The sequence below is a fragment of the Desulfacinum hydrothermale DSM 13146 genome (assembly GCF_900176285.1).
In the GTDB taxonomy this organism is placed as follows: domain Bacteria; phylum Desulfobacterota; class Syntrophobacteria; order Syntrophobacterales; family DSM-9756; genus Desulfacinum; species Desulfacinum hydrothermale.
The window spans coordinates 99,151-122,845 of record NZ_FWXF01000004.1; the positions used below are offsets into that span (position 1 = coordinate 99,151).

General features: G+C 59.3%; 16 protein-coding genes. 12 read left to right on the plus strand and 4 right to left on the minus strand.

The window, feature by feature from the left end; genetic code table 11:
• Window positions 1-139: 139 nt before the first annotated feature.
• The 10 genes from B9A12_RS05320 to B9A12_RS05365 all read left to right on the plus strand — a co-directional run bounded on the left by B9A12_RS05320 (window position 140) and on the right by B9A12_RS05365 (window position 14,774).
• Entirely contained in the window at window positions 140-1,924 is a 1,785-nt protein-coding gene (locus tag B9A12_RS05320) for a radical SAM protein (RefSeq protein ID WP_084056842.1), read from the plus strand.
• Window positions 1,925-2,460: 536 nt separating this feature from the next.
• Window positions 2,461-2,754, plus strand: coding sequence for a hypothetical protein (locus B9A12_RS05325; RefSeq protein WP_084056843.1), 294 nt, complete (start codon window positions 2,461-2,463; stop codon window positions 2,752-2,754).
• Window positions 2,755-2,760: 6 nt separating this feature from the next.
• Window positions 2,761-3,048, plus strand: a complete 288-nt coding sequence (locus tag B9A12_RS05330) for an HPr-rel-A system PqqD family peptide chaperone (RefSeq protein WP_084056844.1) — start codon at window positions 2,761-2,763, stop codon at window positions 3,046-3,048.
• A gap of 38 nt (window positions 3,049-3,086) precedes the next feature.
• Complete coding sequence (locus tag B9A12_RS05335) at window positions 3,087-3,950, plus strand: HprK-related kinase A (protein ID WP_170920365.1); 864 nt, start codon at window positions 3,087-3,089, stop codon at window positions 3,948-3,950.
• A gap of 26 nt (window positions 3,951-3,976) precedes the next feature.
• The gene (locus tag B9A12_RS05340) at window positions 3,977-5,077 is read left to right on the plus strand and encodes a nucleotidyltransferase domain-containing protein (RefSeq protein WP_084056846.1); all 1,101 of its coding nucleotides are present in this window, start codon (window positions 3,977-3,979) and stop codon (window positions 5,075-5,077) included.
• Between the two features lie 54 nt (window positions 5,078-5,131).
• Entirely contained in the window at window positions 5,132-6,106 is a 975-nt protein-coding gene (locus B9A12_RS05345; RefSeq protein WP_084056847.1) for a hypothetical protein, read from the plus strand.
• Between the two features lie 241 nt (window positions 6,107-6,347).
• On the plus strand, window positions 6,348-8,516 hold the full coding sequence (locus B9A12_RS05350; RefSeq protein WP_084056848.1) for a tetratricopeptide repeat protein: 2,169 nt from the start codon (window positions 6,348-6,350) through the stop codon (window positions 8,514-8,516).
• Window positions 8,517-8,794: 278 nt separating this feature from the next.
• The gene (locus tag B9A12_RS05355; RefSeq protein WP_084056849.1) at window positions 8,795-10,819 is read left to right on the plus strand and encodes a DUF1302 family protein; all 2,025 of its coding nucleotides are present in this window, start codon (window positions 8,795-8,797) and stop codon (window positions 10,817-10,819) included.
• Window positions 10,820-10,851: 32 nt separating this feature from the next.
• Window positions 10,852-13,185 carry an efflux RND transporter permease subunit gene (locus tag B9A12_RS05360; RefSeq protein WP_170920366.1) on the plus strand — a complete coding sequence of 778 codons (2,334 nt, stop codon included), beginning with the start codon at window positions 10,852-10,854 and terminating at the stop codon, window positions 13,183-13,185.
• Window positions 13,182-14,774, plus strand: a complete 1,593-nt coding sequence (locus B9A12_RS05365; RefSeq protein ID WP_084056851.1) for an FAD-binding oxidoreductase — start codon at window positions 13,182-13,184, stop codon at window positions 14,772-14,774. Before B9A12_RS05360 ends, B9A12_RS05365 begins: the two co-directional genes overlap by 4 nt.
• On the opposite strand, the gene B9A12_RS05370 is transcribed toward B9A12_RS05365, so the two are convergent.
• On the minus strand, window positions 14,771-15,463 hold the full coding sequence (locus B9A12_RS05370) for a hypothetical protein (protein ID WP_084056852.1): 693 nt from the start codon (window positions 15,461-15,463) through the stop codon (window positions 14,771-14,773). The genes B9A12_RS05365 and B9A12_RS05370 overlap by 4 nt on opposite strands.
• 127 nt (window positions 15,464-15,590) lie before the next feature.
• Window positions 15,591-16,493 carry a PEP-CTERM sorting domain-containing protein gene (locus B9A12_RS17285; RefSeq protein ID WP_084056853.1) on the minus strand — a complete coding sequence of 301 codons (903 nt, stop codon included), beginning with the start codon at window positions 16,491-16,493 and terminating at the stop codon, window positions 15,591-15,593.
• Between the two features lie 938 nt (window positions 16,494-17,431).
• Here B9A12_RS17285 and B9A12_RS05380 point away from each other — a divergent pair.
• Window positions 17,432-18,310, plus strand: a complete 879-nt coding sequence (locus B9A12_RS05380) for a transposase (RefSeq protein WP_084056950.1) — start codon at window positions 17,432-17,434, stop codon at window positions 18,308-18,310.
• A gap of 255 nt (window positions 18,311-18,565) precedes the next feature.
• On the plus strand, window positions 18,566-18,865 hold the full coding sequence (locus B9A12_RS05385) for a hypothetical protein (protein WP_139796505.1): 300 nt from the start codon (window positions 18,566-18,568) through the stop codon (window positions 18,863-18,865).
• Here the strand turns inward: B9A12_RS05385 and B9A12_RS05390 are convergent.
• Both B9A12_RS05390 and B9A12_RS05395 read right to left on the minus strand, forming a co-directional pair.
• Entirely contained in the window at window positions 18,841-21,135 is a 2,295-nt protein-coding gene (locus B9A12_RS05390; protein WP_084056855.1) for an efflux RND transporter permease subunit, read from the minus strand. The genes B9A12_RS05385 and B9A12_RS05390 overlap by 25 nt on opposite strands.
• A gap of 393 nt (window positions 21,136-21,528) precedes the next feature.
• Window positions 21,529-23,640 (minus strand): ThiF family adenylyltransferase, encoded by a 2,112-nt coding sequence (locus B9A12_RS05395; RefSeq protein ID WP_084056856.1) that lies wholly within the window; start codon window positions 23,638-23,640, stop codon window positions 21,529-21,531.
• Window positions 23,641-23,695 lie beyond the last annotated feature (55 nt).

The window sequence follows — 23,695 nt, forward strand, 5'->3', positions numbered from 1 at the left end:
GCGTCTTTTCCAAGGGTCTCCGGCCGGCTGCCGGCCCCGCTCCCCGGGCGGCGAGGCGAGGGCGGCGGTCTGTCTCTTTCGGAGGCGGTTCGGAAGAGGGCGGGGGTCCTTCGGCCCGGGTCCGTCCCAGGAAAGCCGCATGAGCTGGAAGCAGACAAGCCGAAACCAGTCGCGACTGGCCCAAGAAAAGAACCGGGTTCCGGTCCGACCCGGCGGAAGGATCCGGATCGCGCTGGCCTTTGCCAATACCTACCGGCTGGGAATGTCCAACCTGGGCTTCCAGGTGGTCTATCAACTGCTCAACCGCCTGCCCCATGTCTCCTGCGAACGGGTCTTCTACCCGGATGCGGATCTCTTGGCCGATTTTCGCTCCGGCCGGGAACGGCTCCAGTCCCTGGAATCGGGGCGGCCCGTGAGCGACTTTCACCTGCTCGCCTTTTCCGTTCCCTTCGAAAACGACTACGCGAACCTCCTGGAGATGATCCGCTTCAGCGGTCTTCCCCTCAAGGCCCAGGACCGCCGGGAAGAACACCCCCTGGTGGCCGTGGGCGGAGTGGCCGCCTTTCTCAACCCGGAGCCCTTGGCTCCCTTCGTGGACCTGGTCTTTGTGGGCGAGGCCGAAGGGCTGCTTTCGGCCTTCGTGGAAAAGTTCCAGGACGGGTTGCGCTCATCGGCCATCTCGCGCCGGGAATTCCTGGAGGGCCTGGCCGCCGACGCCCCCGGCATCTACGTACCCCGCTTCTACGAACCCCGGTTTGCCCCCGACGGCCTGCTCCAGGGCTTTCGGCGGAAAAGATCCTTACCCAAAAGGATCCGGGCGGCTCGAGCTCCGGACTTGAACGATTGGCCCGCCCAGTCGGCTTTCGTCTGCTCCGAAACGGAATTTTCCGAAACGGCCCTGATCGAGATCGGCCGCGGCTGCGGCCGGGGGTGTCGCTTCTGCGCGGCGGGCTTCATCTACCGCCCGCCGCGGTTTCGCTCGGCGGAGACCGTGGTCCAGGCCGCCTCCCGGTGGGAGGGCGCCGCCAAGCGGGTGGGGCTCGTGAGTGCCGCCGTGGCCGATCATCCCCAGGTGGACCGCCTCTGCCGAGAACTGCTGGCCCAGGGGTTCCAGCTCACCTTTTCGTCCCTGCGCGCCGATCGGCTCTCTCCGGAGATCTTGCAAAGCGTCGGTAAAAGCGCGCTCAAATCGGTGGCCATCGCCCCGGAAGCCGGCTCGGAAAGGCTCCGGCGCGTGATCAACAAGGACCTGGAGGAGGCCCAGATCCTGGAAGCGGCCGAGCGGCTCACCCAATGCGGCATCCTCCATCTGAAGCTCTACTTCATGATCGGATTGCCCACCGAAACCCTGGAAGACCTGGAAGCCATCGCGGCCTTGGTCAAAAAGATCAAACACCACGTGCTGGAAAAGAGCCGGGGCCGAAAGCGCATCGGGACGATCACCGTGAGTATCCATTCCTTTGTGCCCAAGCCCTTCACGCCCTTCCAGTGGGCGCCCTTTGCCGGTGTGGGCCCGCTCAAGGAAAAGGCCAAGTGGATCCGACGGGCGCTCGGCAAGGTGGCCAACGTTCGGGTTCACTTCGATCTTGCCAAGTGGGCCTACGTGCAGGCGCTGCTGGCCCGGGGGGATCGGCGCGTGGCCTGGCTGCTGGAAAAGGTGGCCGGGGAGGGCCTGAGCTGGACCCAGGCCTTCAAGAAATCCCCGCACAACCCCGACTTCTGGGTCCTCAGGGAACGCGACCCCCATGAAGTCTTTCCCTGGGAGATCCTGGACCACGGAATCAAACGAAGCTACCTGTGGGCCGAATACGAAAAGGCCCGGGAAGGCACCCCCACCCAAGCGTGCGACACCGCGTCCCGGTGCACCCGCTGCGGGGTGTGCCTGAGAGCCGCACCCGACGCAGAGGCACCAAAAGGTGCGTAAAATCTTTCCGCCGGCGGATCGTATCGATCCCTTGGCCCTATCACGGCCATGGGGGCCCACCTTCAGCCGGATGCCGCCGGTCCGTGTCCACCCAGAGGACAGGCGGTACGGACGATCCAGACGCGATCTTTCCTGAAGGTTGGAACCTCCCGCGTGCGAGGGGGGCGGATGGTGAAACCTTGAGACCGGGTCCCTGGAGGCCGGTCCCAAATGGCCGGATCCATCTTTTCATGGTCCAGCCCTTCAGGGCCACAAAAAGGTCGCACCGTGAGGCCGCCATGGGGATTGTGGGTGAATCCGCGTTGTGTGCAAGGATTTTCATCTACCTGTGCAATCGCCCTGCACCTGGAAGGAAGACCTTTGCATATCCTCCAGATGCCTTCACAGCTCCTGGAAAGACAAAGCAAGTGGAATCAAGGGATTGAGGGGGCCCTGGGGGTTCTCCGTTTCTTTGGTATGGCTTTTGCTTAAAAGTACTGGGACATGTGGACGTGTGAGTGGTGGCGTGTGGGGTTGGCAGGCAGTGGAGGCGGCGAATGCCCGAACGGCGAGAGCGGTGCGAAGGGATCCCCCGGATGGAAAAGATGGAGGCAAAGAGGGTGGATCCCGCACAATCGGCGGGGTCTTGCGACGAGAGTCGGCGCACCCTGATCCAAGGGTCCATCCTGGTGGGTGTTCCCTTGATCCTCACTTTCAAGAGCCGGACCGTACTGGGATGCGGAAACGACGCCTCCGGGAACCTTTCCGGCGCTTCGGGAGGGGGTACGACCACCACCACTTCCAGTAAGAAACCTTTCTTGTGCTGGTTCATTCCGAAATGGTGCCAATAGTCTCCCATGAAAAGAGAAGACGGGCGCTGGCGTGCCAATAAATCCTGGGTCCATCCATACGAGTGGGACCAGACGGTCTTGTATCACGAACTCTCGGGAGATCTTCACATCTTGAGCCCCATCGCCGAAGCGGTGTGGAGACGTCTGGAAGAGGGGCCGGCCGCAACGGCGGAGCTCGTGAACAGGGTACGCGGAGAGCTGGATTTGCAGTGGACGGCGGATCTGGAAGAACAGGTCGTGGCCCTGTTTCAGGAGATGGACGCATCCGGACTGATCGAGCGAACGTTTCCGTGACCGTGGGTGATCCTTCATTGGAGCGTTTGACCTTCCTCATGGCAAGGGGAAGGTTTTTTTATGAGGTGGGGCCCTTCCGGGTCCGGCTGAAGAGCTCTGCCCCGGCTCTTGCCCGATTTTTCCATTCCCACTATGCGGCCTTTCCCCAGTATGACAGCGGCGGTTTCGCCGACTTCCACATCCGGATCGAAAGGCCCCGCAGCCTTCGCCGCTGGATCCGCCAGCAGCTCCTCTTTTTCCTGGACGATCACCGTCCCTTCCACCCCTATCCCCATTCCATGGCCGTTCCCCTTTTGGAATGGGGTCTCAACTGGTGCATTGCCGGCCACGCCCACTGGGCGCTCTTAATCCACTCCGCCGTGGTGGAAAGGAACGGCAGGGCCTGCCTGCTCATCGGAAAGCCGGAATCGGGCAAAAGCACCCTCTGTGCGCTCTTGATCCACCGCGGCTGGCGCCTTCTTTCCGACGAATTCGCCCTCTTGGATCCGAGCTCGGGACACCTGCTTCCCCTTCCCAGGCCGGTCTCTCTGAAAGGGTCGTCCATCCAGGTGGTGCAGGCGCAGGCCCCCGGTCTGACGGTGGGAGGCTTTTGCTTCAATGAGGGCCCAAATGAAGAGATGGCCTACGTGGTTCCGCCTCCGGATGCGGTACGGCGCATGCACGAACCCGCCGAGCCGTCTGTGCTCGTCTTTCCCCGTTTCCAGTCGGGAAAGAATCTTACGGTGCACTCCATGCCTCCCAGTCGAACCGCCTATGCCTTGGCGGAAAATGCTTTTAATTACAGCATATTGGGCCTCGAAGGGTTCCGTCTTTTGGCCTTTCTGGTGGAAAAGTGCCCCGCCTACGAACTATCCTACGGAGAAGGATCCGACGTACTCGACTGGTTCGAAGCGCTTCCCTAAAAAGCCATCTCATCGGGAGTGTCGGTATGGATTGCCACGGTGATTCACTGCTCATGGCGGTGGAGACCCTGCTGGCGGGCTTGGCCTCGCCCGCGGTGTTCCGTTCCCTGGAAGAAGAAGACTGGGACCGGCTGGTGCGCGTGGCCCGGCGTAACAATCTTTTGGGCCGCGTGGCCTGCGTGGCGCAAGACGCGGGAATCACGGACCGCCTGCCGGTTCGGATCCGCCGTCACCTGGAAGCGGCCGCGCGCCTGGCAGACGCCCATCGTCGAGCCCTCCTCTGGGAACTGGATCGCATCCGATGGGCCCTCCGGGATATGGACGGGCCCGTTGTCTTGCTCAAGGGCGCCGCCTACGCGGCGGAAGGATTGGAGGTGGCCCGGGGCCGCCTTTCCGCGGATGTGGACATCCTGGTCCGGCGCCGGGATTTGCCCGCCGTGGAGCGGGCCCTATTGGATAAGGGCTGGGAACCGGTCAAGGAATCCGATTACGATCAGGCTTACTACCGCAAATGGATGCACGAACTTCCCCCGCTCCGACACAAGGACCGGGGAAGCGTGGTGGATGTGCACCACAACATCCTTCCCCTGACGGGACGGATTCGAATCGACAGCCGGCTCTTCTTTCAAGCGGCTCGAAAATCCAGGCTGGACGGCTACCTGGTGCTGGGAGGGGAGGACATGGTGCTCCACAACGTGGTGCATCTCTTCCAGGACGGGGTGGTGACCGGATCATTGCGCGACGTGGTGGACCTGGACGCCTTGATCGCCCACTGGGGCCGTCGGGCATCCTTCTGGGATGATCTTTTGGCTCGGGCGAGCCAGTTGGGGGTGGAGCGTCCCTTGGCCTACGCCCTTTGGGTGGCCCCACGCATCATGGGAACTCCGGTACCCGGTGGGGTGGTGGAGGAGCTGGAACGGAAGGCGATAAGGTGGCAGGTGATCCGAAGGATCATGGTGGGGGCCATGGAAAGGGCTTTGACTGCCGGGGACCTGTGCGGGATGGGGCCGCTGGCGGCCCTGTCCCAGTGGTTCTTGTATCTCCGGTCCCACTGGCTTCGCATGCCCCCCCTTCTTCTGGCACGTCATGCCCTCTTCAAGAGCGCGCGGAGCCTCCGAAGCTCGTAACGGGAGCACTTTATGAGATCTTCCGGGAAACCCAAAGGGGGAGAGCGCGGGTCCATGCAGAGGCACGCCCGATCCATCCCCGGCCTCGCACCGTTCCTCCATGGCAAGGGGCGGGGTCTCCTTTTCTTGTTCGTGGCCGGGGTGCTGGGCGGACTAATAGCGGCCCGGCCCGCGCTTTCCTCCTACATTGAGGCGGATCTTCACATGCCGGGCACCTTTCCGGTGGACCGACACTACGTGCCCCTTTCGGAAACCGCAGGCGAATGGGTTTTCTACGACGTGGTGAACCAGCCCCGGAAGGCCGACCAAGGCCGCCCTCTCATCTGCCCGGGAAGTCCTCGATTTATTCCCCTGGTGCGTATCCCTTTAGCCAGGCCGCTCAAGGTGGTGATCGTCCGGGAAAGCTCCCTGGAGACTCGGCTGGCCAACCTCCTTTACGCCAACCTGGAACTCAAAAAAATCCTGCTCGACTATGGGAGGATTCAGGCCAAGGCCCGGGAGCTGGAGGCTTTGGCCCGCAGCGAACTGGCTCAAACCGATCTTTACGGGGAGCTTGCGAAGGAAGCCGGGAAGGCCCGGAAGGCATCGACCGAAAAGGAGATGGCGGGCTCCCCCACCCCGGACCTGGAAGAATTGGAAAGAAGGAAGCGCCATGCGGTGGCGGCGGCCGTGGGAGGCGGAACGGCTCGATCCGGGGAAGCGAACGGCTTGGCTCGGATCGCCCGCCCGCTCCTGGCCCTGGCGGAAGAAGAGAAGAAACGGGGGGATTCCCTGGCCGCGGATCGAGAGGCCCTGGCGGCGCTGGACGCCCCAATCCTTTCGGATCAGGAAATGGAGCGTCTGAAGGCGGATCGGGCCCGCCTTTCCACCGGGCCGCTCACCCGTTCCAGGATGGAGCAGTTGCCTTGGGTCTTTCGCTGGGCGTTCCGGGCCCTGCGATTTGCCATCTCCTACAGGTTCGAAATCGCCCTGGGGTTGATCGGGACTCTGGCCCTGGGGGTGCTGGCGGCCTTTTTCCGCCCCCGCTGACCTGGACGTGCGGAGCGTACCCCTTCAGACCGGCGACAAAAGCATTTCGTGTTGCGGCCAGATCGCTTGGATTGCCCAGTCAGTTCACAGGGGCGGAAGGTCTCCTTTTACCGGGGTGAAGCCCCCTGGATGTGAAGGGAATGGAAATTTGGCGGCATCTTGAGCCGAAAAGCCATGGTGGGGCAGGCTTCCGCTGAAAATTGGAAATCGACCCGGCAAGTGAAGAGAAGAGGACAAGGTGATGCAGCGCAGAACGATCCGGATGCTGTCTTTGCTGCTGGTTCTGGCCGTGCCGGCCGGGTGCACGTGGGATGCCTCCGCCCGTTACAGGCGCCTGGCTCAGAAGGCCGATCTCCTGGAGGCGCAGGGGGAATACGAAGCCGCATTGCGCCTGTGGGAAAAGGCCGTGGCCGTTCAGGAGGACACCGACGGATACCTTCGCATGGCCAAGGTGGATCTGGTCTTGGGGAGGACGCAGCCGGCCCATGATGCCTTGCGGCGGGCCGTGGAGCTGGACCCCAAGGCCCTGGAGCCCTGGCGTCTTCTGTGCCGCCTGGACATCACCCGGGGGGACCTGTCGGCGGCTTGGAAGGCTTTGGAGACGCTCGCCCGGATGGGAAGGGATGCGGAGATTCAAGACCTCTACGGCGATTACTGGCTGGCTTCGGGCCGGGTTCTGGAGGCGATGAAAGCTTATGAAGCGGCCCTGGAGGCGGAACCGGGCGATGTGGAGACGGCGTTGAAACTGGCCGGCTGTTACGCCACGCTGGGCCGGGCGGACGATGGCGACCGCTTGGTGGAGCGTTTCCAAGGCGTGCTTTCCAAGCGCCCGGAACCCCACCTTCTCCTGGCGGACTACTGGCGGGTCCGGGGGATTCCCGAAAGGGGGGCCGCGGTCATGGAGGCCTTGGTGGCCCGATTTCCCGATCAGCCGTCGTATCAGAGGGCCTATGCCGAGTTCTTTCATTCCCTGGGGCGATGGGATCGGGCCGAAAGGATGCTTCGCCGGATCCTGGATGCCACCCCCTCCGATCGGAACGCTCGCAAGATGCTGGCGGAGGTGCTCATGGCCCGGGGGCGGTTGGAAGAGGCGTCCCTGGAGCTGGAGACCTTGAAGGAAGGCGGAAACCATGACCTGGAGTTCCTGCTCCTCAAGGGAAAGCTCCATCTGCTCAAAGGGGAGGCGGCGCCGGCCATGGCGTCCTTTCAAACGGCCGTGGACTGGGAACCCAATCTGCCTCTGGCCCATACCCTGTTGGGCCTTGCTTACCTCATGGCCGGCCACACCCACCTGGCCCTTCGTCACCTCATGCAGGCCCTGGTCCTGGACGTCCGCCAGGTGGATGCGGAGCGGATCCTGGCAGCCGTCGACTACCGTCTGGGTGATCTGGACAAGGCCGAGGCCCATCTGATGCGGCTGGTGGAGCGGATGCCGGAAGACGTGCAAACGCGCCTTCTTCTGGGGGCTGTGTACCTGGACAAAGGGGACACGGCGAGGGCCTGGGAAGCCTTTCATATCGCCGAACTGCTGGCGCCCCGGAACCCGGCGGCGCTCTTCATGAAGGCGCTGGTTCTTCAAAAGGCCGGGAAAAAGGACCTGGCCCGGGAAACACTCCGTAAGGTGGTAACCGCATTTCCCCAAAAGGTGGACGCGTGGCTCCTCTACCGAGACCTTTCCCCTTTGTCGGGGGGAGTGGAACTTCGGGGGCTGTTGAGCCCTCTTCGCAAGTCGAGGCCCGAGGATCCGTTTCTATCCTATATCGTCCGAGATTCCATGCAGGGCGGAGACTCGGCAAACCTGCCGCCGCTCTTTTCCGCCTGCCTGGAGGCCGTATCGGAGCAAGGGGAATCGTCGCAAAGCACATCGGCCGAAAGGCGGAAGATCCTCCGGCAGTGCATCCGATGGTTTCCCAAGGAAACCCTTTTGTACCGGGCCCTGGCGGATCTGGAGCTTCGGGAGGGCCGGGAAGAGGAGGCCCTTCGGGCCCTGGAAAAGGCCATCAAGCGGAATCCTCAGGCGCCCGATCTGGCCAACAACCTGGCTTGGCTCCTGCTGGAACGGGCCGGAAACACCGACAAGGCACTGGCTCTGGCCCAGCTTGCCTATGAAGGACTCCCCGACGATCCCCGGGTCATGGACACCCTGGCCTGGGCCTACCACCAGAAGACCCTGCATGCCCGGGCCCTCTGGCTGCTGGACCAAGCGCTGGAAAAGCGCCCCGGGGATCCCCTGATCCTCTACCATCTGGGCCTGGTCCACGCCGCCATGGGAGATATCGATTCCGCCCGCCGGCATCTGGAAAAAGCCCTTCGGGAAGGTCTGCCCAATCCCCACCGGCTGGAAGCGGAGGCCACCTTGTCCCAACTGACCCAACCGGACCCGGCCCAAGGGGTGCCCGGCGTGGAATGAAGATTGGGATTATTATCCAAAGGGCAGATGCAAGGCCGGTCCCTAAAGGGATGACCACCCCGGGATGGAGGGGCCCCGGCCGATCACCAAAAGTGCTTGACCGGACGGATCATAGCTGCTAGCCACACACTGTAGAAAGGCTTCTTTTTAAGCATTTCGAGCGGTTGGCGAAAGGCACCTATTCCCAAACGGCCGCGGGCCGCTTGGGGCCGCCTTTCGGAGGCTTACGGAGGGCAAGCGGTGCGGATCGACCGGCTTTCGGTCCAAGGAAAGACCCCATGATGGAACCTCAAGTCACCTGGCCCACAGACCGTTCCAAAACGGCAAGAAGGCGGGCGGAAAGGACGGCACCTGGGCCCTTGAGCTTCGCTGGCACCTGCGTTCTGGCATTGGCGGGAGTCCTTGCCTGCCTTCTCGGTCTGGCCGCGCCCGCAGCCGGCACCTCAACGCTTCGTCACGCCCTGTACGTCTCCGCGACGGAAACGCGCCTTCAAATCGAGACCCCGGTTTCCGATCCCGCCGTTCGCACGTCCTTTCTGGATTCGCCCCGGCGTTTTGTGGCGGAAGTATCCGTTTCCAACGGCCAGATGCCGGCACAGGATCGGATCATCCCCGTCCCTTCCGATCCCCGGGTCGCATCCATTGCCTTATCCCAAGGCGGCGACCATGTGCGCTACACCTTTCTTTTGAGAAAGGGAGCCAAGGTGCAATACCGGGTGCTAAAGGGCGCTTCGATTGTCACCCTGGTGCTTCGGTCCGCCCCTTCCCAGGCCATCGTCACCCAACAAAGCGCCCGCAGGTCCCACAGTACAGGGCCCCGGCCGTCGGCCCCGTCGGGCCCTTCCCGTTTCCTGGACCCCGGACCTCAAGACGGCGGCCAAGACGCCCCTTCTTCCCCTCAAGCGGCCCAACAAGGGCGGGTGATCCTGGGGGGCGCCCCCATGGGAGCGGCGCTGGGCACCCCCGCAGGGAACGCGACAGATCACGAGAAGGCAACGGGTCCCCTTTCCAACGTGCGCCTGCGGGGATTTGTGGAAGCGACGGGCGCCCAGGACCTCAAGCGGGATCACCGCTTCGAACAGACCCGGACCTTCCGCAACCGGGTCCGGCTGGAAGCCAAGCTGCCTCTGGCCTCCCCCCCCGGAAAAACCCATTTTCTGGTCTCCGCGGAATCGGATCTTCTGTGGTTTGGGCCTCACCGGGACTGGAACGACCATGACGTCGATCTTTACGAAGCCTATCTCCACTGGGCGGAAGGGCCCTGGGAAGTGCGGGTGGGAAAGCAGATCGTCCGTTGGGGCAAGACGGATCAACTGAGCCCTGTGGACAACCTGAATCCCCAGGATCTCAGGCAATTCGTGGTGCCGACCCTGGAAGAGCGAAAAATCCCCACTTGGATGGCTCGCCTTCGCTTCTTCCATCGGTCCTTTTCATTGGAAGCGGTGGCGATCCCCTTTTTCGAACCGGCCGATTTGGACTATTTCGGAACCGACTGGGCCATCTTCCGCCACACGCGGGAAGTCCTGGAAGAAGCGCCGCTTCCGCCTTTCCTTCGACATGCCGCCGCTTCCGTGGGAGTGGATGAAGACGAACCGCCCAAAACCTTCCGGAACACCCAGTGGGGCGTTCGCACCGGGATCACCGTGGGCGGCTGGGATCTGGCCGCAAGCTACCTCTACGGCTGGAATCCCATGCCGTTCGTGAAGAGCTTTCCCGTCAAAGGCATCCGTACGGACGGTTCCTTCGATCCGGCGCAGATTCTTACCGCCGCCTCCCAGGCCACGTGGGCGGCAGAAGATGTGGCCGTGGGCTATCGCAGGACCCACACGGTGGGCCTGGAATGGGAAACGGTGCTGGGAAATTACGGGTTCCGCGGGGAGACAGCTTTCACCTCCCATGGGGTTTTTCTTACCTCCGATCTCACGTCCGTGACCCAACCCGTACTCTTTACCGTCATCGGGATCGACCGAACCTGGGCCGACGACTGGTATGCCAACCTGCAACTGGGCCACCAGGTGCTCTTGGACTACGGTAAGTCTGTTCTCTACTTCAAACGGCACAATGTGTCGGTGAACGGGGAAATCCGAAAGGACCTGTTTCGAGGCGACCTGGAAGCGCGCCTGCGGGCCATGGTCCTCCTCACCGACGGCGGAAGCTTCTGGAACCCTTCGCTCACAGTCCGACGTTTCGCCCCCCTTTCCATTACAACCGGCCTCAAGCTTTTCGCCGGCCCGTCCGATACCTTTTTTGGGACCTACAGCGATAACGACCAGGCGTACGTGACGGTCCGATACAACTATTAGCTGAGAAGATGGTACCGGAGGAGCCAAGCGACATGGCCTTCAGTGACCGCGTTTCCCAATTTGTCACCGACCACCCCAAGACTTGCTTGACTTTTTCATTGGTGGTCGCTCTCTGCTTCGGACTCTTTTCACCCCTTGTCCCCGTGGAAAGCAACGTGGACTATCTCACAATCGAGGACCACCCGGACACTCGCTATTATGAGGAATTTAAACAGCAGTTTGGAAACGATGAGTTCTTTGTGATAGCTCTCGAAGCGGACAATCTTTTTACAGAACAAAAACTGCGTACGATCAAAGATGTGACGGAACGATTGGAGAACCTGGAAGGTGTCCGTCAAGTGATTAGTCTGGCTAACGCGATGGATGCGGCGGGCAGCGATGATGTCGTTACCATAGCTCCTTTTCTCGAACATATTCCTCGAGACGAGCCTTCCCTTCAAAGACTGAAACGGCAAATCCAGACTCACCCTGTTTACGCAAAGCAGCTCATCTCCTCCGATGGCCGCGTCGCAGCCATCATGGTTTTCCCCGAAATAAAAGAGAATGATCCGGCATTCCGCCTCAGGCTGATCGACGCCACCAAAGACGTTCTCCAAAGTTTTGGATTTTCTGCGGGCTCTTACCATATGGTTGGCTGGACTGTTGTGAATGTTGCCCTCAGTACCTACATGAATAGGGACTTACGCATTTTTATACCCATAAGCTACTTGGTAATTTCGCTCATGCTTTATTTTTGCTTTTCTTCACTTCGTATCACCTTGATCGGGATTGTAAATATTCTTCTTTGTCTTGCAAGTACTTTGGGATTTTTCGTTATCTACAATATGCGCTTGAATAACGTTACTGCCATTGTTCCGCCATTAATCATGGCCTTGTCCCTATCGGACACAATTCATTTTTTTTCAGCAGTTCTGGGACGTTCGGATCCGAGTGGATCCTTTCGCAACAATCGTCACATGCGGACTGCGCTTACGGACATATTCATCCCATGTTTTTTGACTACGCTGACCACATTCGCCGGATTCTTATCCCTGGCGACGAGTAAGATGCCCCCGATACGCGACTTCGCGTGGGCCGCCTGCACCGGCATCGCCTTTGAGTTCTTCTACTTCCTGTTTTTTGTGCCATCTGCTCTTCTTTTGTTGGGTCCACAGGTCGTCCAGCTCGGACGGGTCGGTGTGTGGTTCGACAATCTTTTGGAATGGGCAAGTCATTTTTTAATGAAATACAAAAAACGATTGACTTGGGTCTGTCTATCGGTCATTGGCGTAGGCATATTCTTGTCGCTCCAAATCCGCGTCAACACGAACATCGTGTCCAATTTCTTGCCCTCTGACCCGGTCAGACGTTCGCTGAATTTTGTGGAAGCCAAACTGTGCGGTGTCGGGACTTTGGACTTGGTAGTGACAAGCGATAAGCCTGGAACACTGATCGATGTTCAGAATTTGGAATATATGGATTCACTTTCCATGAAGCTTCGGCGGATGGACTCCATAGACAAAGTCGTTTCCATAGTGGACCTCCTCAAAGACACTCACAAAGCCATGAACAGCGAAGACATGGCTTTTTATACATTGCCTCCCTCCAGAGAACTCGCCGCCCAATACCTGCTTCTTTTCGATCCCGAGGATTTAGACGACTTTCTAAACGATTCTCGGGACAAGGCGAGAATCTCAATATTTCTTAATGAACACGACTCTTCCTCGCAGAAGAAGCTGATCCAGGACATTCGTGCAATCGCCGCGTCAACGATTCCAGAAGGGTTGAAGGTTCGCCTCACAGGAAGAGTTCTGCAAGAAGTAAATAATATTGACGAACTGGTGAACGGCCAAATTCAAAGTCTGGCGCTTGCCTTTTTGATGATCTGGATGATACTTTTGATGACCTATCGCTCTTTATTTTATTTATGGGTCTCGGCATTAGCCAATCTGTTTCCAGTCGCCATTAATTTCGCCTTGATGAGGCTTCTGGGTATTCCTCTGAACACTGGGACAGCTCTCATTGTAGTGGTTGGTATCGGTATAGCAGTGGATGGCACTATACATATGCTATCTCATTACCGAATGAAAATATCCGAGGGAGTGACACGTCAAGATTCCATTATTTCGGCCGTTACACATAAATCGTATGCCCTTGCTCTGTCGGCCTTCATCCTGATGATCGGTTTTGGTGTGCTGCTCACGAGCCGCTTTGTGCCCACGATCCAGTTCGGGGCACTCAGCGCCGCGATCATGTTTACGGCTCTTATCGGGGACGTCGTCTTCTTGCCATCACTCATCCTTTCACTTTCGGGGAGCCGCCGCAACATCGTTGAGGCACGAGCAGGGGTGGGGCTTGGAAAAGCCGGAGAGGAGTCCATACCATGAAAGAGGAAGCGATCCGCAAGTTCCGAGATGCTCTTGGCCCCGAGGACTTTCTGGACTCTTCGCAGGCATTGGAACGCTACCTTCGATCAACGATTCCCGTCCATCGCCGCATCGCGGCTGTCGCACGGCCTCGATCCGTTGATCAAGTCCGCGCCGTTGTTGCCATCGCCGCCCAACATAAGATTCCTTTGTACCCGATCAGTACCGGCAAAAACTGGGGGTACGGCAGCGCCAATCCAGTTCGCGACGATAATCTCATCGTGGATCTTTCCCAAATGAACCGGATCATCGAGGTGAATTCCACCCTGGCTTACGCGGTCATAGAACCCGGAGTCACCCAGGCGAAGCTCTATCGATATCTGGAGGAGCATGGCACCGGCCTCATGATGGATCCTACCGGATCGGGGCCGCAGTGCAGCGTTCTCGGCAACGCCCTGGAGCGCGGTTATGGTATCACTCCTTATGGGGATCATTTCGCCAGCATTTGCGGCCTCGAGGTGGTTTTAGCCAACGGGGAGGTGCTGAGAACCGGCTTTACCCACTACCCCCAAGCGAGATCTTCCTACGTCTACAAATACGGTATCGGACCTTATCTCGACGGCATTTTTACCCAATCAAATTACGGGATCGTGACCAAGATGGGCCTGTGGCTGATGCCCAAACCCCAACATACAGAGGTCTTTTATTTCTTCGCTCAAAATGAATCCGACCTGCCCGGTCTGATCAACGCCGTGCGATCCTTGCTCCTCTCTGGCACCGTGAGGAGCGCGATCAATTTGGTTCATAGGGATCGAGCTCTGACCATGACGGACCAGTATCCGTGGACGGCAATGCGGTACGCTCAGCCATTGCATGAGGGCGTGGCAAGACGCCTGGCCAAGAAACGCAATATCTTCACTTGGAACGGTGTTGGTGCCGTCTATGGCACGAGGCAGCAAGTAAAAGCAAGTAAAAAGGTGATTAAAGCACTCCTCAAGGGCAAGGTGGATCGGATTCAATTTGTAAGTGACCAACATATCAGATTCCTCGACGTCATCCTTGATCTGTTCGGACAACGCCTCCCCTTCGGTCTCAGTAAAAAAATCTCTTTGTTGAAACAGTCTTTCGGCATACTCAAGGGAAAACCTGCCGAAGTGTCCCTCAAAACACCTTATTGGCGGGCACACCAGTCGCCTCCCCAATGCGATCTCGATCCCGCCAGGGACAACTGCGGATTGATTTGGCTGGCACCCGTCATTCCAATGCAAGCCGAAGATGTGAAATTATTTGTCAACCTTGTGCGTCGTATCGTGGCGCACTACCGCTTCGAGACATGTCTCACCTTTACGGCGGTTAATCCCAGGGCCTTGGACTGTAGCCTCCCCATACTCTACGACAAATCCGACCCGGAAGAGATCTCCCGGGCCGAGGCATGCTACGAGCATCTGCTGAAGGAATGCATGGCGTCAGGATACATACCCTATCGCACAGGCATCCAATCCATGAAAAACTTGGTTTCGCCTGAAGACCATTACTGGCGTGTTGTGCACGCACTGAAGAAAGCTTTAGATCCAGATGGCATCATTGCGCCCGGACGATACAATGTCTAAAACACGAAGGGACGCGATGTATTTTTAGATCCAAAATGCTGGACCGCAAGCCACGAGACAGGAATCAGAAAGCGTCGCGTCAGTATCCCCACGCTCAGCCACATAGTGGCAAACCACAGGGGCAAACCGAGAATAACGGGCTGAGGATACCACCAACGGCCAGTGAACACTCCGAACAATTCCACCGTTAGCCCCAACAGTAGGCTGTAGCTTGCGTAAACGAGATCCTTCCGTTCGTGAAAACATAGTAAAAGTAGAGCTGTTGTGGCTGTCGAGGCGACGGTCAGCAGCCTGGCATCGGCGCTGAAAAAGCTGAAAGCGATACCAGTGAGCACAAAACAGATCAGCGCTTTCCTCAACTCACCCGCCCGGTTCGAAGTCCTGCCGTCGGCAAAACGCTTGATGTTTAAGGCATAAAATCCCCACATCAAAGGTTCATAGTATGGCATTCCGAAAAAATCTGGGCTCTTGAAAGCAAAAGCCCCTGATTTCAGTACCATGTAATTTTGACCGATAATAAAAAGTGAGGCCACAACAAACATCGCCTTTTCCATGGCATCTATTGGGCGAAAAAAGGCCCACCAACAAAGAGGTAGCACGAAAGCCGTGAGAGCATTGTGGGGTATCAAGGCGATGATGGCTAAACTGAGAAACACGGAAAGAACACAGATCAGCTTAATTCTCAACATATCCCCTCAACGGATGAAACTGGCTCCATCGCCAAAAAATTTTGGGGTGAGTTACACCCACCCCAAATCCCTCATCTCTAATTGCCCAATTAATTGGTTGGAATCCCTCAACCGAGGGATCGCCGCATCATGCTGCGTCTTTCCTCCGCCGTACCAACCCGGCCAAACCAGCCAACCCACTTCCAAGCAGAAACAGGGACGCGGGTTCAGGTACGGCATAGGCCCGGGCCGGGTCCGAACTCTGTGCACCAAGTATTTCAGTGCCGTCGTTCCAGCCATTAAGCGGTCCCTGATAGATGTTTCTGAACTTAATGTCGGCCGTGTTGGGCCCCAACAGAGTCGTAAAGTAATCGCCGTTAAGAAGAGTGGCCCACGCCCCATCAGCGCTGGTGATCAGCCCATCCCCGTCAACATCTGCAACGTTTCCATAAGAATCGGCAAGCCCTACAAAAGAAGGTGCGCTAGGAATTGAATTGCCTGTAATTGTAACCTCCGGATCTGGCACTACAGCACCGGGTACGAAGGTTAACCTTGCCAACAATGTGCCATCCGTATATCCCGTGAATTGAAAATCGTCAGTTCTATCCGAGGGGAGAGCGGTTCCCAAAGTCTCCATGGTTGCCCCACTCGCAAGGCCCGGCTCGTCCCAGTAGAGCCACAACTCGCCTCCAACACTATTGATATAATCAGGCCCCACCCCCACTTCCTTGACCTGTATGCCTCCAAAAATCCCCGTGATCTGACCCCCGTCTGTGGTCTGATCGGTCCAGATTGGTGGACTGAAAGCATCGAAGTTCTCAGCATCGCCGGTGAGATCGCCCACTGCTATCGTACTCACAATGAACACTCCCCAGTTGCCCTCACTGGCGTCGCTGGGACTCTTAATGGCATTCGAGATACTGAGCTGTTCTCTATTGTCAAACTTAATGTACAATGGCCCCAGCGGTGGCATAAATGGTGCCGCAAAAGCCACCGCTGCCACCGAAACTATCAGACCTGCAGCAAGGAATACAAACAGCTTTTTTTTCATGTTTCGATCTCCTAATGTGTATTGTTAACGTACTAGTACCGAGACTGTAACTCGTGGCCAGTCAGCGAAAACGGTACATCACCATTTTGGCATGGGATCTGCCCGTGCATACCTATAAGTTTCAAACCCAGACACCATGTTGTTCTTCATCAACGTCTCCTTATTCCCGCATCTGTGCCATTTCCGATGAGCCGCACTTCTCACACAAGATCACCGCTCAAAACTCCCATACAACGACTGCCCTTACAGGACATGCACGAGCTATGCCGGGGAGATCGGATGGAACAGTCAAAAGCAATCGTATGTATTTTCAAGGACATGGCACGGGTGTTCCTGCTTGGGATCTCATCTTTGTCCAGAGATGTGCAATCGGATTCCACAATCAAGTGTAATCCCTTGCGTACGTAGGAAGGATCCTGCACAGCTTTTTACCCAAAAGGACGATCTGCACCGGGAATTGCTGACGACATACACAGGGGGATGTTGGGGACAGCCTGAATCAGTGATGTGTGACGGAGTGGACTGACGAGCATGGATTCGGTACCCATTTGGGGGGCACCGACGCCCTAGTTCATCCACTTTCTAAGGTGGACCCCACTGTCAAGGCCAATTTTGGAGCAATTGAAGGTGTTGTCTCAGTTCTTCACAATCCAGCTTCCCAGTTCGCTTGCCACCGGTCTCCGATTGAGTACTCGAGTTTTCAATAAGCCCCAAAGGACCTGGCTTTGTCGGAAAACCAAGTCGCAGGGGGGCGCCGAGAATGGGCCCAACCATGGCTCGTCGGAGGCGGCCCCCCGCGACGAGTATGGCGAGTATGGGGACAGGTAAATAAAAATTTCAGTCTGCTCTGTTCTGTGTTATGGTGGTAACAGAAGGCCGCAGGAAACTGTGGGACCAGACGAGACAAGACACGCCGTATGGAAAGGGGGAGGACGGCCATGGCACGCACCCGGCGCATGAAGGTCAGCGGTGAGGAGGCCTACTACCACGTGGTATCCCGCACCGTGGGCGGAGAGTTTTACTTGGGGGATGTGGAAAAGGAAAGGCTCCTGCAGGTGATCCGAAGCTACGGGCGGCTCTATTTTGTGGAGATCCTGGGCTTTTGCCTCATGAGCAACCACTTTCATCTGGTGGTGAAGACGCGAAGTTGCGTGGACGTGACCGATGCGGAGATCGTGGAGCGGGTGAGCTTCCACTATGGGCTGGATCCGGAGGTGGTGCGAGGAAAAGACCTGGCCGCCCTGCGACAAAAGCTTTGCGACCTATCGGAGTTCGTCCGGGCGGTGAAGCTGGACTTTTCCCGGTGGTACAACCGGAAAAACCGGCGAAGGGGCTATTTCTGGGGGGATCGGTTCAAAAGCGTGCTTCTGGAAGGGGGCGTGGCCCTCGCCCAGTGTCTCGCTTACATCGAACTGAATCCTGTGCGGACGGGCATCGTGGATCGCCCCGAAGCCTACCGATGGAACAGCCTTTCTTTCCGGCTGGCGGGACAAGGGGACTTTTTGAGCTGGAACGGCATGGATATGGGCGATGTGCGTCGGTATTGCGCCATGGTCTACCAGGTGGGCAAGGGCGGCCGGCTGGATTCCACGGGCCGCGAGCAGGGGCGGATTCGGGGAGATGCCAGGGAACCGGTGAGCCTTTGGCGGCACAAGGTGCGCTTTTTTACAGACGGCCTGGTGTTGGGTTCAAAAGCGTTTGTGCTGGACGCCTACGAGCGGTTTTCCGGATGTATCCACAAAAAGGAGCGGCGGGCTCACCGAGCCGCGGGCGTGGAAGGGGTGTTTTCCCTTCGGCGTTTGACGGCGGCGGCGTGAGGGCTTTGGCGGGATTGGAAGAGGCGACGGCACCGGGCAGGTTGGTCGTGAGTTAGCTGGAGAGCTCTATTGTCGGCAAGTCGCGCGCTAGAGCCCCGGGCACGCCAGGCCACAGGAGCTTGTGCGAGAACGCTCGGATGCTCCCTGCGGGTCCGTTCCGCCTGCCTAACTTTGCGGGAGTGGGGGCGGGTTCGGAACCCGCCCCAACAAAGCGCAAAAAAGATCACATGGCACCGTGCGGGCTTGGAATGGGTGTTGATCGCACTGGTGGCAATGCCAAGCCGGTGGGAGGCGAACGGGCCGTTGCGATTTTTGGAATGCAACGTGCCCTATGGGCTCAAAACGGGCCTTTCGGTTTTCCCGGTGATGCGGTTTTTCACGGCCGGTGGGTGCGTGCTGAAAAGCTTGGAAGACGGCGGGATCTACCACCGATTGCGCGGTGATTTCCTAGCCGCATTCCACAAGGCCTTGCCCTGCTTTCTCGATTGGACCGTTTTTTTTCCGAGGCCTTGTAACGGCTGGAAAACCAATCATTTGGCAGTCTTTGCGGGCTGATGCCGGTCGTTGCCATGGACGGCGCACAGGAGGCCGGGAAGCAAAAGAAGATCTCCTGCCAGGGCGGTGAGCATGATGACGGAGCAAAGCAAACCGAAGTGAAGGGTCGGGACGAAGTGGCTCAAGACCAGCACCCCAAAGCCCACCATGAGAATCACGGAAGAAGACACCATGGCTTTCCCCTTGGATAGAATGACCCGTCCCACCGCTTCGTTGCGGGAGACCCCGCGGGAGCGCTCTTCCCCGTAAATCGTTAGAAAATGGATGGTGTTGTCCACGGCCATGCCGATGGCCACCGCGGCGATAAGCGCCGTGGCTGTGTTGAGGGGGATGTGGAATAGCCCCATCATGCCGAAGTTGAGCGCAATGGGAAAGGCGTTTGGGAAAAGACTGAGAAGGCCCAGCTTCCACGATCTCAGCGCCCCGATCACAATGGCCCAGATGATGCCAACGGCCAGCACCAGGCTCTGCACCTGGCCCCACACCAGGGCGTGGATGGTCGTCACATCCTGGACCGCCCGGCCGGTCACCCGCACGGTAACTCCTTTGGGAACGGAGTCTTCGGCCATCTTGCGGATCTTATCGATCAAGACCGCTTGCCGGGACGAACGGTGTTCCGAAAGGCGGACCGACAGGCGCGCCTGATCGTAGGAATCGTTGACGAACTCTTGCAGGTCGTCGGCGTCGTAGAGGAGCAGGTACTGGGCGATGAGATCGCGGCTCTCCGGAAGGCGGTGGTATCTCCGGTCTTGTCCGTGAAAGGCCTGGTTCATGTCCTTTAAGAAATCGACCAGGCACAGGGAGGTGTCCACCCCGTCGAGCCCTTCCACCTTGGCCTGGAGCGATTCCATGAAGTGCAGCACGTGGGGATCCTTGAACCGATCCGGTTCCTGGGCGCGGAACGACACGTCCAGGGATCCGACCCCGGCCAGGTGGCTTTCCACGAAAGCCATGGAGCGCCTGAGGGGATCGGAGGGCTTGAAGTAGTCGATGAGGTTGGTTTCCACTCGGATGTTCGTGGCAAGAAGCGCGCCCGCCAGCATCAGGACAAGACCTGCGCCGACCACCGCTCGTGGATGGTGCAGAACCAGATGGTGCGTGGTGTTCAGGATGCGAGCCATGGTGTTTCGATCTTTGCGATCGCTGTAGAGTCTTTCCGCGGGAAAGCACAAGATGAGGGGCGGAAGCCAAACGAAGGCGAAGAAGAATTCGAAGATCATCCCCACGGAGGCCGTCCAGGCGAAGTCCCGAATGGGCGGAATCCGGCTGATGCCAAGGGAGAGAAAGCCCACGAAGGTGGTGAGGGTGGTGAGGAAGGAAGGGCGAATGACCCGGCGAAGAACGGCGGCCAGAGCACGTCGTGGATCGTTTCCGGACGCGGAGAGTTCCGATCGGTGCATGTGGGAGAAGATGTGGACCGTGTCCGAAAGGGAAAGGGCCATCACCAGGGGAGGGACGATCACGGTGACGTTGTTCAGTGTCACCCCGACCAGGCGGAAGAACCCCATGGAAGCGGCCAGACAGGCGGAGATGTTGGCCAGGGCCAGGAGGGTGAGGCGCCTATTGCGGAAGATCCACTGAACGGCCAAGCCGATGAGCACATAGGTGATGGGAATGAAGCGGAAGACGTCGCCCTTCATGTATGCACTCAGGCTGACGTTGAGAACCGTCCAGCCGGCCAGATGGAAAACGGTACCCCGGGCCCGGTAGGGCGAAAGGAGCGATTCCGTTTTTTCAAGGAGTCGTTTGCGCTGATTGGGAACATCGGGTCGGTTGTCCGTAAAGACCACGATGGCCGCGGTGGTACCGTCCGAAGAGATGATCCGGCGCACGTAGAGCGGGTTGGAAAGGGCCCTTGCCCGAAGGTCTTCCAGGTCCTTTCGGGTTGTGGGGATCTCTTCGAGAAACGGTAGAACCTGGAAGTAGCCGTCTCCGCCCCGGGTTTCGTTCACATTGGCGAGGCTCACCACCCGGCGCACCCCATCCAGCGCTTCCAGCTTTTCCGTGAGGTCCCGGATCATCTCCAGGGTTTCGGGCGTGAAGATGTCCGGCTTTTGGAAGGCGATGACGAAAAATTCATCGTTTCCGAAGGTTTTTTTGAACTCCTCGTAAAAGAGCGTGTTCGGGTGGTCTTCCAGGGTGAAATAGTCCACGTTGTCCACGGTTCTGACAAAGGGGGCGAAGGCGCCGAAAAGGAGCGCCACGGCAAGGCCCAGGGCCAGGCAGATCCTGGGATGGGAGGTCACGAGTCTCGGGATGTGCTGGAGCATGGAACGGGTCCTGCCTTTCCGGTCTTGGGATCATCAGGGGCGCTGGAGATCGTGGCCCACCTTCGTACAAATCGCATCGTGGTGCTGGAAGCATTCCCTCAAGGTATCGGCAGGGGCGGCGAAAAGGTTGAGCCCTAACGTGAAGGTCGGCGGCCGGCCTGGCAGGCGGGCGACCGAGGGGGCCGTGGGGCGGCCGTCCATGGGGGGCAACCCCCGGTTGGAGGAGAAGGGCTTGTGTGCGCGGTCAGCATCAGGACTTGGTCCGCCCGGTATGCCCATGTCGATTCGCGATGGGGTATCGCCTGTGAGGGCGGGCCTTGGGCCTTCCCCTTCGCAGGTCGCCTTCGGTCGTGCGGTGCGGAAAAAGCGGATCCTTTCATTTCGGACCAGGGCCTACTTCCCGGCGGATTCCCTGCGCGTTGGTTCCACCGGGGCGGGCCGTCGCAGGGTGGGTGTGGTGATGGGCGGGGCATGGCCCAGCCGGAAGAGCATCACGTGGCCCGCTGCGTAGAAGTCCACGTGGGGGAATAGGTCTTGGTAGAGGGCAAAGGCCCGTTCCAGGAGCCGGTGGTGGCGTTGATAAAACGGGGTGAGCCCCTGGCGCTGGGCGCGGGTCCAAAAGAGGGTCACGGCCGTCATGGGCTGAAAGGCCAGGCCATGGGCTGTGGCCGTGAGCCAGATCGTTTGCAGGGCCCGCCCTCCGTGGAAGAAGTCTTCCGCCGTGGGGCCCGACACGGTGAGAAGCCCCGCCGCGGCGGCCTGAGCCATGCCCTGGGCCGCGTGCCGGGCCACCGCCCGGGACGCTCCCAGCCGGTTCAAGACGTTCATCACCGGCCACGGCCGGCTGAAGCGCAAAAAGAGTTCGCCCATCCGCCCGGCTTCCAGGTTCTTGATGGGAAAGCCGTCCCGGGTGCGAAGCGCTTCCTCATCGCAGGGGCGGATCATGTGGTGAAGATGTTCGTGCAGGCGCCGGTCTTCGCTCCGGATCCGGTCCACCCAATAGATGAGCCGGGCCAGTTTCTTGAGCCGCTCCCGATCCTGCACCAGATGGAGCCTTGCGCCGGGAAAGGGGATCACGGCCTGCTGCAGGGACTCCGCCGCCACGGGAGACAGGCGCGTCTTTCCAAAGGGCTTGCGGTTGGTGTGGCGCTTCCAGATCCAGGGATGAAGCGGGTCGGGGGAAACGTCGGCCGGCTCCAGCCCGATGCGGGCGGCCAGGTGCTCTTCTCCACCTTCGCACGAAACGCTCATCCGGGCCCTGAGCCCGAAGGCTGTGGCGGCGATGCGGACGTTTTCCGCCGCCGCGCCGCAGGCGATGACGGACGCCACCTGATCCACGTTGAAAAAGGACCGGTCCCTGTTCGGATCCACCTGGATGCAAACAGAATCTTCTTTTGCGGAAAGCTTCCAGGGCTGGGCGTTGTCTCCCGACGGGGCCTGGACGGCCGCATCCAGAAGGTAGGCCAACACGTCCCGGGAAACGGGCGGGCCTTGCACCGGGCTCGACGGAGCGGGAGGACGGGGGCGGCAATCGGGAAGGTTGGCGGCCGGCGCCGATCCCCGCCTGATGAGGGAGCGCAAGAAGAGCACGGTTTTGGGGCGATTGTCGGACGCATCGGAAAGCAAGAACCGCCGGATGGCCCATGCCTTGATCTTTTGCGCCGGGTGGCGATTGCCCAACCGAAGGCGGCCCCGCCGGAGGGTCCAGGAATAGGGATCGATCTGAAGGTAGTGGGGCACCGGGCGAAGGGGGCCTCTTCCCAGAAGGATCTTGACCGCTTCCGTGGCGGCCGCTGCGGCGCACAGCTGGCAAGCGGCGGCCACCGATGGGCCCGCCCGCTGCGTGAGGCTGACACGATCCAGATCCATGTGGCGGAGATGCAGAGGGCGAGGGGCCAGTCCCATGGCAAACCGCAGGTATTCTTCTTCTTCGGTCAAGCCGGGGCGAACATCAAAATAGTCGTCGAAGGTCATCCCCTCATGGGGGGAAAAGACGAGCACGGCCGTGGTGAAGCCCAAGGGGCCGGCCGTCACCACGTGAAGGCCCCGTTCCAGGGCGCGGTTGAAGAGCTTTCGTCGCACGTCGAAGCAGAAGAAATCGAGGCCGTCCAGGACCACGTGAACCCCTTCCAGAAACCGGTCCAGGTTGTCTTCCATCACCCCTTCTGGAAAGGAGACTATGTCCACCCCTTCTGGAAAGGAGACTATGTCCAGGTGGGGATTCACGGCCCGGGCCTCTTCCACCATGACCTCCAGCTTGGGCCGACCCAGGTGCGGCACCTTGGCCCCGTACTGGCGATTCATGTTGGCCAGTTCGAAGGCGTCCCGATCCGCCAAGTGAAACGCTCCCACGCCCATGCGGGCCAGGGTGATCACATGGAGCCCGCCCACGCCCCCGAGGCCGGCCACGGCCACGCGGGATCGGCGGAGCAGCTCCTGTTCCGCTTCCGTGAAGATGCCCAGGTTGCGGGAAAACGCCGTCTGGTAGTAGGTTTGTGGGTCCATGGGCCTCTTGGATTGTGTGTCGTCAATGGATGGGTGCCGTTAAAGGAAATCGGCG